The organism is Actinorectispora metalli, assembly GCF_056323685.1.
Window position 1 is genome coordinate 1,713,646 of sequence record NZ_JBREYE010000001.1, and the last position, 13,210, is coordinate 1,726,855.

The 13,210-nt window shown below is 72.0% G+C and carries 12 protein-coding genes; 3 read left to right on the plus strand and 9 right to left on the minus strand.

Annotated features, from left to right (window positions below):
- Nucleotides 1–164: 164 nt before the first annotated feature.
- The 9 genes from typA to ACU6XJ_RS07910 all read right to left on the minus strand — a co-directional run bounded on the left by typA (nt 165) and on the right by ACU6XJ_RS07910 (nt 9,911).
- Nucleotides 165–2,069: a translational GTPase TypA gene (gene typA, locus ACU6XJ_RS07870; RefSeq protein ID WP_476308102.1), complete on the minus strand. Its 1,905-nt coding sequence runs from the start codon at nt 2,067–2,069 to the stop codon at nt 165–167.
- Between the two features lie 302 nt (nt 2,070–2,371).
- Nucleotides 2,372–3,052, minus strand: coding sequence for a helix-turn-helix transcriptional regulator (locus tag ACU6XJ_RS07875; RefSeq protein WP_476308104.1), 681 nt, complete (start codon nt 3,050–3,052; stop codon nt 2,372–2,374).
- 179 nt (nt 3,053–3,231) lie between these two features.
- Nucleotides 3,232–4,983: an ABC transporter ATP-binding protein gene (locus ACU6XJ_RS07880; RefSeq protein WP_476308106.1), complete on the minus strand. Its 1,752-nt coding sequence runs from the start codon at nt 4,981–4,983 to the stop codon at nt 3,232–3,234.
- Nucleotides 4,976–5,401, minus strand: a complete 426-nt coding sequence (locus ACU6XJ_RS07885) for a lasso peptide biosynthesis B2 protein (protein ID WP_476308108.1) — start codon at nt 5,399–5,401, stop codon at nt 4,976–4,978. Before ACU6XJ_RS07885 ends, ACU6XJ_RS07880 begins: the two co-directional genes overlap by 8 nt.
- Nucleotides 5,398–5,649, minus strand: coding sequence for a lasso peptide biosynthesis PqqD family chaperone (locus tag ACU6XJ_RS07890; RefSeq protein WP_476308110.1), 252 nt, complete (start codon nt 5,647–5,649; stop codon nt 5,398–5,400). The genes ACU6XJ_RS07885 and ACU6XJ_RS07890 overlap by 4 nt, the downstream gene beginning before the upstream one ends.
- Nucleotides 5,649–7,490 (minus strand): lasso peptide isopeptide bond-forming cyclase, encoded by a 1,842-nt coding sequence (locus tag ACU6XJ_RS07895; protein WP_476308111.1) that lies wholly within the window; start codon nt 7,488–7,490, stop codon nt 5,649–5,651. Before ACU6XJ_RS07895 ends, ACU6XJ_RS07890 begins: the two co-directional genes overlap by 1 nt.
- Nucleotides 7,491–7,510: 20 nt before the next feature.
- Nucleotides 7,511–7,621 carry a keywimysin-related RiPP gene (locus tag ACU6XJ_RS07900; RefSeq protein WP_476308113.1) on the minus strand — a complete coding sequence of 37 codons (111 nt, stop codon included), beginning with the start codon at nt 7,619–7,621 and terminating at the stop codon, nt 7,511–7,513.
- 287 nt (nt 7,622–7,908) lie between these two features.
- Nucleotides 7,909–9,225: an ATP-binding protein gene (locus ACU6XJ_RS07905; protein WP_476308115.1), complete on the minus strand. Its 1,317-nt coding sequence runs from the start codon at nt 9,223–9,225 to the stop codon at nt 7,909–7,911.
- The gene (locus ACU6XJ_RS07910; protein ID WP_476308117.1) at nt 9,222–9,911 is read right to left on the minus strand and encodes a response regulator transcription factor; all 690 of its coding nucleotides are present in this window, start codon (nt 9,909–9,911) and stop codon (nt 9,222–9,224) included. Before ACU6XJ_RS07910 ends, ACU6XJ_RS07905 begins: the two co-directional genes overlap by 4 nt.
- A 111-nt stretch (nt 9,912–10,022) precedes the next feature.
- Between ACU6XJ_RS07910 and ACU6XJ_RS07915 the strand changes: the two genes are divergently transcribed.
- From ACU6XJ_RS07915 to ACU6XJ_RS07925, 3 genes are read left to right on the plus strand one after another with little or no spacing between them, the layout of a single operon-like run.
- Nucleotides 10,023–11,084: a LolA family protein gene (locus ACU6XJ_RS07915; protein ID WP_476308119.1), complete on the plus strand. Its 1,062-nt coding sequence runs from the start codon at nt 10,023–10,025 to the stop codon at nt 11,082–11,084.
- Nucleotides 11,081–12,058: an ABC transporter ATP-binding protein gene (locus tag ACU6XJ_RS07920; RefSeq protein WP_476308121.1), complete on the plus strand. Its 978-nt coding sequence runs from the start codon at nt 11,081–11,083 to the stop codon at nt 12,056–12,058. The genes ACU6XJ_RS07915 and ACU6XJ_RS07920 overlap by 4 nt, the downstream gene beginning before the upstream one ends.
- Nucleotides 12,055–12,915: an ABC transporter permease gene (locus ACU6XJ_RS07925; RefSeq protein WP_476308123.1), complete on the plus strand. Its 861-nt coding sequence runs from the start codon at nt 12,055–12,057 to the stop codon at nt 12,913–12,915. Before ACU6XJ_RS07920 ends, ACU6XJ_RS07925 begins: the two co-directional genes overlap by 4 nt.
- Nucleotides 12,916–13,210: the final 295 nt, after the last annotated feature.

Genomic DNA, 13,210 nt, shown 5'->3' on the forward strand with positions numbered 1-13,210 from the left:
CGACTCGAGCGGCCACCCGAACGTGTGGAGGAAAGGGTGCCAGATCGCCCGATCGGCCCTTGCGGTGCGGGGTGCCCCAGCGGTCCCTGCACCGCGGGGACACCCCGTTCACGGTCATCCCCTGAACGATCACTAAGACGCGCGGGGGTCCGGGGAGGTTGCGTTCAGTTGAGCTGCTTCGCGCGGTTGCGGGCCTTGGCGCGCTCGTTGACGTCCAGAATCGTCTTGCGGACCCGGACCACGTTGGGCGCGACCTCGACGCACTCGTCGGAGGCGCAGAATTCCAGCGCCTCCTCCAGGCTCAGCAGTCGGGGGCGGGCCAGCCGCTCCAGCTCGTCGCCGGTGGAGGAGCGCATGTTGGTGAGCTTCTTCTCCCGGCAGATGTTGATCTCCATGTCCTCGGCGCGCGGGTTCTCGCCGACGACCATGCCCGCGTAGACCTCGGCGCCGGGCTCGACGAAGAACGAGCCGCGGTCGGCAAGCTGGAGCAGGGCGTAGGAGGTCACCGGGCCGGACCGGTCGGCGATCAGCGAGCCCTTGTACCGGGTGCGCAGCTCGCCGACCCACGGCTGGTAGCCGTCGAAGACGTGGTGCGCGATGCCGGTGCCGCGGGTCTCGGTGAGGAACTCGGTGCGGAAGCCGATCAGGCCGCGGGCGGGCACGGTGTACTCCAGCCGGATGCGGCCGGTGCCGTGGCCGCCCATGTGGTCCATCCGTCCCTTGCGGGTGGCCAGCAGCTGGGTGACCGCGCCGAGGTGCTCCTCGGGCACGTCGATGGTCAGCCGCTCGAACGGCTCGCAGAGCTTGCCGTCGATGGTGCGGGTGACCACCTCGGGCTTGCCGACGGTCAGCTCGAAGCCCTCCCGGCGCATGGTCTCCACCAGGATCGCCAGCGCCAGCTCACCACGGCCCTGCACCTCCCAGGTGTCGGGCCGCTCGGTGGGCAGCACCCGCACGCTGACGTTGCCGATCAGCTCCGCGTCGAGGCGGTTGCGCAGCAGCCGGGCGGTGAGCTTGGTGCCGCCGCCCTTGCCCGCCAGCGGCGAGGTGTTCACGCCCAGCGTCATGGAGATGGCGGGCTCGTCCACGGTGATCCGCGGCAGCGGCACCGGGTTGTCGACGTCGGCCAGGGTGTCGCCGATGGTGATGTCGGGGATACCGGCGATGGCGACCAGGTCACCCGCGCTGGCGGATTCGGCGGGCACCCGCTCCAGGGCCTCGGTGATCAGCAGTTCGGTGATCTTGACGCGGGAGATGGCGCCGTTCTCGCGGCACCAGGCCACCTGCTGGCCCTTGCGCATGGTGCCCGCCTGGATGCGGCACAGCGCGATGCGGCCGAGGAAGGCCGAGGCGTCCAGGTTGGTGACCAGCGCCTGCAGCGGAGCCTGGGAATCGCCGCGCGGCGCGGGGATGTGCGTGAGCAGCGTCTCGAACAGCGGGTTGAGGTCATCGGAGTCGGGCAGTCCGCCGTCGGCGGGCTGCTCCAGGCTGGCCTTGCCCGCCCTGGCGCTGGCGTAGACGACCGGGATGTCCAGCGCGGAGTCGTCCGCGCCGACCTCGGTGGCCAGGTCGAGCAGCAGGTCGTGGGCCTCGTCGACGACCTCGGAGATCCGGGCGTCGGGGCGGTCGACCTTGTTCACCACCAGGATCACCGGCAGACCCGCGGCCAGCGTCTTGCGCAGCACGAAGCGGGTCTGCGGCAGCGGGCCCTCGCTGGCGTCCACCAGCAGCACCACGCCGTCGACCATGGACAGGCCGCGCTCGACCTCGCCGCCGAAGTCGGCGTGGCCGGGGGTGTCCACCACGTTGATGGTCACATCGCCGTCGGGGGTCTTGCGGTGGATGGCGGTGTTCTTCGCCAGGATCGTGATGCCTTTTTCCCGCTCGAGCTCGCCGGAGTCCATCACCCGGTCGACCAGCTCCGCACGCTCGGAGAAGGCGCCCGACTGCCGCAGCATGGCGTCGACCAGGGTGGTCTTGCCGTGGTCGACGTGGGCGACGATGGCCACGTTGCGCAGGTCGGTCCGCACCGCCTGGTTGGACGAGGCGAGAGCACTGATTGCGGACACGGGGAACTCCTGATCACTGGATTCGGGGATTGCGCGAACAGCATGACGGTGTTCGCGTCGATACTCAGATTACCGATCGGTGTCATGTGGCCGACGACACAGCCCAAAAAGGTAAGGCTTACCTATCCTGCCTTAGGCGATTCAAGCAGGGAGTGTGACGTGGGCAAACCCAAGGTGAAGAAGAAGTGCTGCCGCTCCAGACCGCGGTGTAAGCGCTGCCCAGTCCTGGTTCTGCTCGCGAAAAAAGATCAACAACGCAAGGATGCGGAGAAACTAGCCAACAAATTGGCGCGCAAGATCGCTTAGTCCACCTCGTTCGGAAAAGCCCTTGCCAGGCCCAACCGGTAACCCAGCGCGAGCCGCGAATTCGTGCCGAACCGCAGTTGCAGCCCGGCCACCACGCTGCGCACCGTGCGACTGCTCACGTTCAGCCTGCTGGCGATCTGGTGGTCCGTGGCCCCGGCCACCAGCAGCCTGACCACCATCAGCTCCCGGATGGACAGGTTCTGACCCGGCGGCGACTCGCCGGAGCCCGATCCGTCGGGCAGCGGACCCGCTTCGCGCCACAGCCGCTCGAACAACGCGGCGTAGGTCTGGGCGAGACCGTCCTTGACCAGCACCGCCAGACCACGTGCGTCCTCCGGGTCGAGCGCCATCAGCGCGGCGTCGTCGTCGAAGATGACCATCGGGGGCAGCGTGCCGGGATAGACCCGGCATTCCACCGACCTCGGCGCGACCGTCGCGAACTGGTCGAGCACCGCGGCGGAGACCGACGAGTCGGCCAGCAGCCTGCTGCTCTTGCCGCTGGTGAGCAGCTCGCGGAGCAGCAGATCGTGCTGGTCGGCGAGGGTCACCACACCACGCACCCGACTGGCGGCCACCATCAGCGACGCGCAGCGCCTGCGGGCGACCGCTCCGCCCTGAATCACCTCCACCAGATCGTTCTCCGAGGCGATCTTTCCGGCAGGCTGGCCCGTGAACATGAGAAGTTCCGCTCCTGTCCTCTTTTCCGGTTGCCGATGACAGCCGACCGCTTCCGCGCCGCCGAGGGGCATCAGGTGGAAAGTCCGACAAAACCGACTTCAGGCATAACTCGTCAAGACATCCTCGAAACCAACTGCGCAACGCCCTTGCGGCGGCAATGACCTGCGGGTTCGCCCGATCAGTTCCGGACGGTCGAAAGCCCGCCGTCTTCCCGCACCAGGTCCAGTTCCGCGAGCCGCCGGTACAGCGGACAGCCCTCGGCCAACTCCTCGTGGGTGCCCTCGGCCACGACCAGCCCGCCGTCGAGCACAACCACCCGATCGGCACCGCGGACGGTGCTCATCCGGTGCGCGATGACCAGCACGGCGCATTCCTCCGCGATCTGCGCCAGCATCCGGCTGAACACTGCCTCGTTGAGCGCGTCGAGCTGTGAGGTCGGCTCGTCCAGCAGCAGCAGGGCGGGACGGGTCAGCAGCGCCCTGGCGATCGCGATCCGCTGCCGCTCGCCGCCGGAGAGCCTGCCGCCGTGCTCGCCAACCTGGCTGTCCAGCCCGGCGGGCAGCCGCTCCACCAAGCCGCCCAGGTTCGCCAGTTCGACCACCCGTTCGACCTCGCCTGCGGAGGCCTCCGGGGCCGCGTAGCGTAGGTTGTCCAGCAGGCTGCCGTGCAGCACGGGGGCGTGCTGCTCGACCAGGCCGATCCGTGATCGCCAGCTCCACAGGTCCTCCTGCGACGCCCGGTTCCCGCAGAGCAGCACTTCGCCCTCGGCGGGCTGGTAGAACCGCTCGGCCAACGCGAAGATCGTGGACTTCCCCGCGCCCGACGGGCCGACCAGCGCCACCTGGCACCGGGGCGGCACGACCAGCGAGACGCCGTGCAGCACCTGGCTGTCGCCATAGCCGAACCGGACGTCCCGCAGCTCCAGGACGGCCGCTCCCTGCTTCGGCGTGCCGGTGCCCTGCCCGCGCTGTTCGACTGGCAGCCCGAGCGTGTCGGAGATCCGCTGCAGCGCCCCGAGCCCGCGGTGCACCGAGTCCAGCGCGCCGAACACCGACGCCAGCGGGATGACCAGGAAGCTGGCGTAGAGCAGGAACGCCACCAGGTCGCCCAGCGAACCGGGGTCGGCCGCAGCCCTGGCCCCGCCGACCAACAGCACCATCAGGAACGAGCCGTGCACCGCAAGCTCCACGGCCGGGCTCATCAGCGAGGCGTAGCGCGCGGTGCGCACCCCGCTGCGGTAGGCGCCCTCGGCCAGCGCCTCGATGCGCTCGGCCTCCCGGTCCTCCGCGCGGCTGGCCCGCACCGTCCTGATGGCCGAGAGCACCCGCTCCAAGTCCGCCGCCATCTCGCCGAGCCTGCCCTGCGCCTTCTCGCTGGCCGCCCGGATGCCCCGCAGCAGGGTGCCCACGACCAGCGCCGCCACCAGCACCGTGGAGGCCATCAACACAAACAGCAGCGGGTCGAGCCAGAGCATCAAGGTGATCACCGCGACCGCGGTGAGCCCGCCGGTGGCCATCTCCACGAAGCCCGCGGCCACCACATCGCGCAGCAGCGTGGTGTCCGCGCCCGCCCGGGAGATCAGGTCCCCGATCCGCTGCTGGTCGTACACGGGCATCCGCAGCCACAGCAGCCGCCTGACCAGCCTGCGCCGCAGTCCCAGCACCACCCCCTCGCCCGCCCGCTCCAGCAGGAAGCGGCCGACGGCGCTGATCACCGCCTGGGCGATGAACAGCGCCCCGAGCAGCAGCACGGTCGTCACCACCGACTCGCGCCGCGACGCCGCGTCGATCACATCGCGGGCCAGCAGCGGCTGGAGCAGGCCCAGACCCGAACCGGACAGCGTGAGCAGCACCGCGATCGCCACCGCCCGCCGCTGTCGCAGGGCCAGGCGCAGCAGCGCGCCCGCGGTGACGGTCTTGTGCTCACTCACCGCTGGCGGGCACCGACATCAGGGTGCTGAAGTAACCGTCGGGAACGCCCTCGTCCACCGGATGGCCCTCGGCCTCCACCCATGCGTGCGCGCCGAAGGGCGGCAGGGCGCGCACCCCGACGCACCAGGTCGGCCACTGCCCGCGCAGCCGGGCGAGCAGCACGGTGGCCAGCGACCGGGGCAGGCAGCCCTGCGGCCGGGCGCAGCGCAGGCTCCCCGCGAGCACGGCGTCCCTGGCCTGTTTGGCCTCCGCCGCGGTCGCGGGCCGCGCACCGCGGCGCAGGACCAGCAGCACGCGGCGGATGCGGTGGGGCGGCAACAGCCTCAGCAGCCCCGCCAGCACCACCGCGGCCCTGGCCCCGAGTCGGCGGCCCAGCGGCACGCCCGCCGGCCGCACGAGCGCGCTGGGCGTGGTCATGGGGTCACCAGCCCGGCGTCGGTGAGGCTGTCCAGCAGGGCGGTCACATCCCGCTGGGCCTGCTCGGCGTCCACCTCGAACTCCGCCATCAGCGCGGCGACGGCCTGTTCCCGGTCGTGGCCCGCCAGCAGTTCACGCATCACGACCGCTCCGGTCTCGTTGAGCTGCCAGTACTGCCCGCTGCGGCCGTCGAGCAGCACGGTTCCGTATTCGGTGTCCGTGGTGGACACCTCGCCGGCGAGTCGCATCAGCCCGCTCTCCTTTCCAGTGCCGGTTCGGCCGCGAGGCTCCGCAGCCACACCTCGGCGGCGATCGTGGTGTACAAGATCGGCTCCCGCAGCCGCGGCGAGTCCGGGCAGCGGGCCAGCGCCCTCGGCTCGGTGACGTCGATCAGGCCGCGCCGGGCGAGTTCGGAGTCCTCCCACAGCGCCAGCAGGTCGCCGCTGTGCGCGCGCAGCCCGTCGATGGCGTCCCTGGCCGCCTGCGCCTTGGAGGTCCGCAGCAGGCAGTCGGCGGGGACGATGTCGCGCATGGCCGCGGTGAGCAGTGGCTTGTAGGCGTACGGGGTGACCCGCTGGTCGGGCCGGACGGCGAGGCAGGCCTCGATCACCCGGTCGTCGAAGAACGGCGAGGCCATCGGCACGCCCTCCCTGGCCGCCAGCAGGTCCCACTGCCGCAGGATGCGCGTGCAGTCCCGGATCTGCTCGACGTCGACGTGCTGTCCCCGGCTCGGCGCCGCGGGCTCCGCGTCATCGAGGACGGACCGCAGCGCCTCGGTCGCCAGCTCCTCGGCCCGTGGGGTCATCCAGCCGTACAGGCGCGGCGGCATGCCCCAGCCCAGCGCGACGGACACCCGGCTGGGCGCCGCGGCACGCAGCGCGCCGACGGAGTCGGCCAGCCAGCGGCGGTAGGAGCGCCGGTCGGCGAGCGCCCGCAGCATGCCGCCGACCGGCCAGTTCCACAGCGCGCGGAAGCCGCGCAAGCTGCGCAGCGCGAACAGCGGCCGCCGAGCCAAGAGATCGTGGTAGTGCGCCTCGGAGCACCAGGCGACGTGGTCGCCGCCGATGCCGGTGAGGTGCACCCTGCTGCCCGCGGCGCGCATGGCGGGCAGGTGGCTGAGCACCCTGGCCCGGTCCATCACGCCGATGCTGGGCTCATCGAAGCCGCGGTCGGTGCGCAGCAGGTCGGCGAAGACCAGCGGGGAATCCTCGGCCACCCAGATCCGGTGGTCGAGCTCCGGCAGGTGGCTCGCCGCGCGGCGGGCCCACAGCTCGTCCTCGTCGGCGGGGTCGCGGCCCGGCCAGGTGCTGGCCACGACCTTGGCGGGCCCCCTGGCGGCCAGAAAGCTGATCGAGGTGGAGTCCAGCCCACCGGAGAGGTCCGTGCTGACCACACCGCCCGCGCCGGTGCGTGCCTCGACCGCCGCGTCCAGCGCGTCTCGCACCAGCGGCGCCTGGTCGGCCAGCGGCACGTCCGGCTCCGGCGGCTGCCACCAGCGGCGCAGGCCGGGCCGTCCGTCGGCCACCAGCAGCGCGCTGCCTGGCGGCACCGCGTGCACGCCCCGCCACATCGGCCGCTGCGCCAACGGCTCCGGCATCGGCCACATCAGCCGCGCCGCGATCATGCGCTCGTCCAGTTCGGACCCCGCGGCGGCGGCAAGCACGTCGGCCCGGTCGGCGGCGACCGTCAGCCCGCCGAAGGCTGCGTGGAAGACCCGGCGCAGGCCCGCGGCGTTGCCCTGCACGCGCAGCCCGCCGCGGTGAGCCGCGATGACGTGGAAGGCGCCGGGCAACCGGGCGGCCAGCCGGTCGAGCCCCGCGAGATCACTCAGCCGCTCCGCCTCGCGGCGGAGTTCCTCCTCGCCGACCGGGCAGCAGCCCAGCACGGCGATGGCCGTGTCACGTGTTCTGGCGACGACCAGCTCCGCGTCGTCCCATCGCCCGATCACCCATGGCCGCCCCGAGGGGTGGGTGAGGACCCTGCTGTCGGCTGCGCCCAGTAGCCGGGCCACGGCGAGCGCGGCCTCGTGGTCCGGGAGGACCGCGAAGTACGCGTCGCCGTGGCCCGCCGGGCCGTGTCCTGAAGACATGGCTCGAGGTGTGCTACAGGTCAGTTCTTGCTGAAGATCAGACGGTCGTTGCCGTTCCGCTGGAGCAGACCGGTGACCTTCCGGAAGGAGCCGACTGCCAGCAGAACGGGAGCGTTGTACACGCGCTTCATCGTGTGTCCCTTTCGTGAGTGGTTTAGTCGTTTCCGGCTGGCTGGTGCACCGCAGCCACTACCGAACGTAACAAGATCGCTCCAGAGCGCGTACCTAGAGTGGGCTTCCGGTTGCGGCAATTGCCGCAACCGGAAATGGGGGTTTAACGGCTTTGTCAAGAGGGGTGCTGCCGTAGCGAGCGGCTACCGGCAAGCGGAGGAGCCCTCGTGGCAAAGCGGCGTGGGGCGACGACAACGCCGCCAGGAGCCAATCTCCCCCCGTAGGCATGCCCTGTCGACGGAGCCTCTCAGTCCGATTTGGGCCAGCGGACCTCGACGCGAGCGCCGTTCCACGGCGAGACCGACGCCGACACGCTGCCGCCGCGGGCACGGACCGCCTCGGACACCAGTGCCAACCCCAGGCCCGCGCCGCCGCTGCCACGGCCGCGGTCGTCCTGCACCCGGTGGAAGCGGTCGAAGACCAGCGGCCGGTGCTCGGCCGGGATGCCGGGGCCGTCGTCGTCCACGATCAGCCGCACCTGCTCCCCCGCGGGCAGCACGGTGACCCGCACGACCGTGGCGGCGTAGCGCAACGCGTTGCCGATCAGGTTGTCCAGCACCAGCTGCACCTCCCGCGGGCTCGCCAAGACCTCGGCCTCCGGGCCGTCCACCCGGACCGGTGCGCCGCCTGCGCGCTCGGCGGCCTGGTCGGCCAGTGCCCGCAGCGCCACCGGCTCGGCGGGGGCCACTGCGCCGCCGTCGGAGCGGGCCAGCATCAGCAGGTCGTCGACCAGCCGGGACAGCCGCTGGGCCTCGGCGGCGATGTTGTCGAAGGTCTCCTGGGCCGCGGCGGGGTCGGGGTGGGCCACCGCGACCTCGGCCTGCACCCGGATCGAGGCCACCGGGGAGCGCAGCTCGTGTGCGGCGTCGCCGGTGAACCGCCGCAGCCGGGCGGCGGCGTCGTCGCGCCTGCTGAGCAGGTCGTTGAGCGCCACGGCCAGCAGCCGCAACTCGTCGCGGGCCCTGGGCACCGGCAGCCGCCGCCCCGGTGGCAGTTCGGCCGCGGCCTCCCGCATCCGGCGCACCGGCACCAGCGAGGACCGCACCGACAGCCAGGTGGCCACGGCCACCGCCGTGGACCCCAACAGCGCGGAGATCGTCAGCCAGCGGCCCGCGCGTTCCAGCGTTCCGTGCAGGCCCACCACCTCGGTGCGGGTCAGCACCAGCAGCTGCCTGCCGTCCGCGGCGGTGGCGACCCGGCCCATCCAGCGCACCGGGTTGCCGTAGGAGAACCGAAGCAGCGGCTCACCGGCCTTGAGGTTGCGCAGCTCCGGCTCGCTGAACCCGGTGCGGGGACCGCCGTCGGCGGGCACCCCCGCCGAGTCCAGCAGCCGCACCTGGATGCCGTCCACAACGGACGGCGGCTGCCCTGCCTGCACCTGGGACACCGCGGCGTCCAACGCGGGGCGCAGTTCGGCGTCGGCGGAGCCGAGCACCAGCCCGGACACAGCGCTGGCCGCGATCTTGGCCAGCGCCAGCAGGAACAGCAGCGAGACGCCGGTGGCCACCAGGGTGATCCGGAACTGAAGGGTGCGCCGCAGCCACCAGTCGCGCGGCCCGCTCATGGCTGGTCCACGACATACCCGTGGCCGCGCACCGTGCCGAGCAGCCCGGCGGCGCCGACGGCCTCCAGCTTGCGGCGCAGGTACCCGACGTAGACCTCGACGGCGTTGCGGGTGGCGGCCTGCTCGTCGCCCCAGGCGGCGGCCAGCAGTTCGTCCTTGCTGACCACCGAGCCCGCCCGGCCCGCCAGCGCCACCAGCAGCGCGTACTCCCGGGGTGACAGCTCGACCTCGCGGCCGGCGAAGGTCACCGCCCTGCGGTCGCGGTCGATGTCCAGCTCGCCCACCCGCAGCGGGCCGCCGCGGTCGGTCTCCACCCGCCGCAGCAGCGCCCGGACCTGGGCGACCAGCACCATGAACGAGAACGGCTTGACCAGGTAGCCGTCGGCGCCGAGGTCCAGCCCATCGGCCTGGTCCACCTCGCCGTCCTTGGCGGAGACCAGCAGCACCGGGGTGGTCACACCCTCGGCGCGCAGCTTCTGCAGCACCCGGTACCCGGACAGGCCGGGCAGCATGATGTCCAGCAGCACCACGTCGAAGGCGCCGGTCAGCGCGGCACGCAGGCCCGCGGTGCCGTCCGCGACGGCGACCACCTCCATGCCTTCGGCGGACAGCCCGCGGCGCAGCGCGGTGCGCATGCCCGCTTCGTCCTCGACGACCAGAACCCGTGGTTGCACATCCGCAAGCATGCCCTGTCGCCCCGCGGACTCTCAGCGTTCTCTCAGCGCTCTCAGTGGTCTCTCAGAACGGTCCGGACACCGTTGGTGGCGCAGAGAGAGATCGAGTGAGAAGGGGGAAACATGCAACGCAACCGCAGAACCGTCACCGCGGCGGCCACCGCCGGAGTCGTCGGGCTCGCCGGGCTGATCGCGATGACGCTGCCCGCGGGTGCCGGGGCGGCGCCGAACCTGCCCGCGGTGAGCCCGGAGGACCTGGTGTCCTCGGTGCTGACCAGTAAGGCACCGGCGCTGGGCGGCACCGTGGAGCTGGACAACAACCTCGGGCTGCCCGCCATCCCGGGGGCACCGGAGCTGGCCACCGGCGACGGAACGCTGCGGATCTGGCACGACGGCGGTGACCGCAGCAGGCTCTCGATGCCGGGTGTCGGCGGCGAGAAGACGGTCGTCAACGACGGCAGCACGATCTGGACCTGGGATTCCCGTACGCAGTCGGTGCTCAAGGTCGACAAGTCGGCGCACCAGGGCGAGCGGGACAAGGCCGAGGAGAAGGCCAAGACCCAGGACCCGGCCGCGTTGTCCAAGGAGGCCATCGCCAAGCTGCGCGAGACCAGCACGGTCTCGGTGGACGGCACCGCGGAGGTCGCGGGCCGGCCGGTGTACACGCTGGTGCTCACCCCGGCGCCGACCGAGCGCACGCTGCTGCGCGAGGTGCGGATCGCGGTGGACGCCGAGAAGCGGATCCCGCTGGAGCTGAAGGTGCTCGCCAACAACTCCGCGGAGCCGGTGCTCAAGGTCGGCTTCACCGAGCTGACCCTGGGTGCCCAGGAGGACCGGCTGTTCTCCTTCACCCCGCCCGCCAACGCGAAGGTGACCACACCGGAGCAGGCGGGCAAGGAGCACACCGACAAGCGCGAGGGCGCGAAGCCCGAGATGACGCAGCCGCAGGTCGTCGGCGAGGGCTGGGACACCATCGTGGTCGGCAAGCTGCCCGCGGTGGAAGCGGGCAAGGAAGGCCGCAACCCGCTGGAGGCCGTCAAGGCGCTGGCCAAGCCGGTCTCCGGGCCCTACGGCAACGGCTGGCTGATCAGCACCAAGGTCGGCAGCGCGCTGCTGACCGAGGACGGCCGGGTGGCCGCGGGTGCCGTTCCGGAGCAGGTCCTGTCGGAGGCTTTGAGCCGATGACGACGACTGCCACGGCAGTTCGGGAGGGGGTGGCCGCGGTCGCGGTCGCCCCCGCTCCCGAGTTCGCCGCCAGGACGCAGGGACTGCGCAAGGACTTCCGGGGCACCCTCGCCGTCGCGGGCGTTGACCTCGCGGTGCCCGCCGGTTCGGTGCTGGGCCTGCTGGGCCCCAACGGTTCCGGCAAGACCACCACGATGCGGATGCTGCTGGGGCTGAGCCAGCCCACCGACGGCACCGTGGAGTTGCTCGGCAGGCAGATGCCCGACGCCGCGGGCGAGGTGCTGCCGGAGGTCGGCGCGCTGATCGAGGGCCCCGGCTTCCACTCCTACCTCTCCGGTCGGGACAACCTGCTGCGGGTGGCCGCCGCCGAACCGCTGCTGGCGCCCGGCACGGCGAAGGAAGCCGTCGCGGAGGCGCTGGAGCGGGTCGGACTGACCGACGCCGCGCACCGCCGCTACCGCGGCTACTCGCTGGGCATGAAGCAGCGCCTCGGCCTGGCCGCCGCCCTGCTGGTGCCGCGGCGGCTGGTGGTGCTGGACGAGCCGACCAACGGCCTCGACCCGGCGGGCACCAGGGAGGTGCGGCGGATCATCGCCGAGTTGCACGCCGCGGGCGTGACGGTGATCGTCTCCTCGCACCTGCTCGCCGAGGTGGAGGCGACCTGCACGCACGTCGCGGTGATGCACGCCGGTTCGGTGGTGGCGCAGGGCCCGCTGGCCGACCTGCTGGAGTCGCGGACCGCCCGCCTCATCGTGTCCACCCCGGACAGCGCCGCAGGCCTGCTCGAACTGCGTGGACACGGGATCACCGCGGTGGACACCGGTTCCGCGCTGGAGGTGGAGCTTGCGGGCACCAACGTGCCGCAGGTGCTTGAGGTGCTGGTCGGCTCTGGCATCCCGGTGCACGAGGCGCGGCGCGAGCGCACCGGCCTCGACGAACTGTTCGCGCAGCTCACCACGGAGGTGCCCGCATGACCACGCTCGCACTGACCGCCTCCGCGCAGCGGTCGAAGCGCTCGACCACGCTGCCGCTGCTGGGTTCCGAGCTGCGCCTGATGTTCCGTCGCCCGCGCAATGTGGTCGCGCTGGCGTTGTTCGCGCTGCTGCCGGTGGCCATCGGCATCGGCGTGACCACCCTGAGCGGCCCCACCGAGGGCGAGGGCGGCCCGCCGATGCTGTCCTCGGTGGCGGGCAACGGGCTGGTGCTGCCGCTGGTGGCGCTCACCATGGCCATGCCGCTGCTGCTGCCGGTGCTGGTCAGCATGGTCTCCGCGGACGCACTCGCCGGTGAGGCGAACCAGGGCACGCTGCGCGGTCTGCTGCTCGCGCCGGTCGGCCGGAGCAGGCTGGTGTGGATCAAGGCCGCGGGCCTGGCGTCGGTGGTCGTCGCCGCCATCGGCCTGATCGCGGTGTCCGGTGTTGTCACCGGGCTGGTGATCGTCGGCGGCGAGGGCATGGTCACCATCTCCGGCACCACCCTGTCCTTCACCGACGGCCTCGGCCGGGTGGGGCTGGCCGCGGCCTACGTGATCGTGCAGATGATCGCGTTGGGCGCGGTGGCGCTGGCGGTGTCGGCGTCCACCGACCACCCGCTGGTGGTGCTGGCCGCGGTGCTGGGCGGACTGATCCTCTTCGGCGTGCTCGGCGCGCTGCCGTCCATGGAGTGGATGGCTCCGCTGCTGCTCACCGACGGCTGGACGACCTCGCTGATGGGCGTGCTCCAGGACCCGATCAACACCGACAGCATGCAGACCGGTCTGCTGAAGGCCGCCGCGTACCTGGTCATCGGCTTCTCCATCACGCTGATCCGGATGACCACCCGCGAGGGCTGAGCCTGGTCGCCTGCCCGCACCGGTGGAGCGGGCAGGCGGCTCTGGCACACTCCACGCCACCCGTGCCGTTGGGAGGTGGCCGTGGCCGTCGGGCCGAGAACCTGGAACCGACTGGTGATCGCGGCGGGCGCGCTGGTGGCGGTCGCGACCGTGCTCGCGCTCGCCAACGAGAGCACTCGCAGGCAGATCCTCGACCTGGAGATCTACCGGGTCGCGGGCAAGGCGTGGCTGGAGGGCCACCCGCTGTACGTGCCGGGGTTCGCCAAACCGCTCGGCGGACCGGACTTCCCCTTCA

Coding starts and splice junctions, on each gene's coding strand:
- ACU6XJ_RS07875 (WP_476308104.1), bottom strand. CDS start 3,052: ATGTTCACGGGCCAGCCTGCCGGAAAGATCGCCTCGGAGAACGATCTG.
- ACU6XJ_RS07885 (WP_476308108.1), bottom strand. CDS start 5,401: ATGACCACGCCCAGCGCGCTCGTGCGGCCGGCGGGCGTGCCGCTGGGC.
- ACU6XJ_RS07890 (WP_476308110.1), bottom strand. CDS start 5,649: ATGCGACTCGCCGGCGAGGTGTCCACCACGGACACCGAATACGGAACC.
- ACU6XJ_RS07895 (WP_476308111.1), bottom strand. CDS start 7,490: ATGTCTTCAGGACACGGCCCGGCGGGCCACGGCGACGCGTACTTCGCG.
- ACU6XJ_RS07900 (WP_476308113.1), bottom strand. CDS start 7,621: ATGAAGCGCGTGTACAACGCTCCCGTTCTGCTGGCAGTCGGCTCCTTC.
- ACU6XJ_RS07905 (WP_476308115.1), bottom strand. CDS start 9,225: ATGAGCGGGCCGCGCGACTGGTGGCTGCGGCGCACCCTTCAGTTCCGG.
- ACU6XJ_RS07910 (WP_476308117.1), bottom strand. CDS start 9,911: ATGCTTGCGGATGTGCAACCACGGGTTCTGGTCGTCGAGGACGAAGCG.
- ACU6XJ_RS07915 (WP_476308119.1), top strand. CDS start 10,023: ATGCAACGCAACCGCAGAACCGTCACCGCGGCGGCCACCGCCGGAGTC.
- ACU6XJ_RS07920 (WP_476308121.1), top strand. CDS start 11,081: ATGACGACGACTGCCACGGCAGTTCGGGAGGGGGTGGCCGCGGTCGCG.
- ACU6XJ_RS07925 (WP_476308123.1), top strand. CDS start 12,055: ATGACCACGCTCGCACTGACCGCCTCCGCGCAGCGGTCGAAGCGCTCG.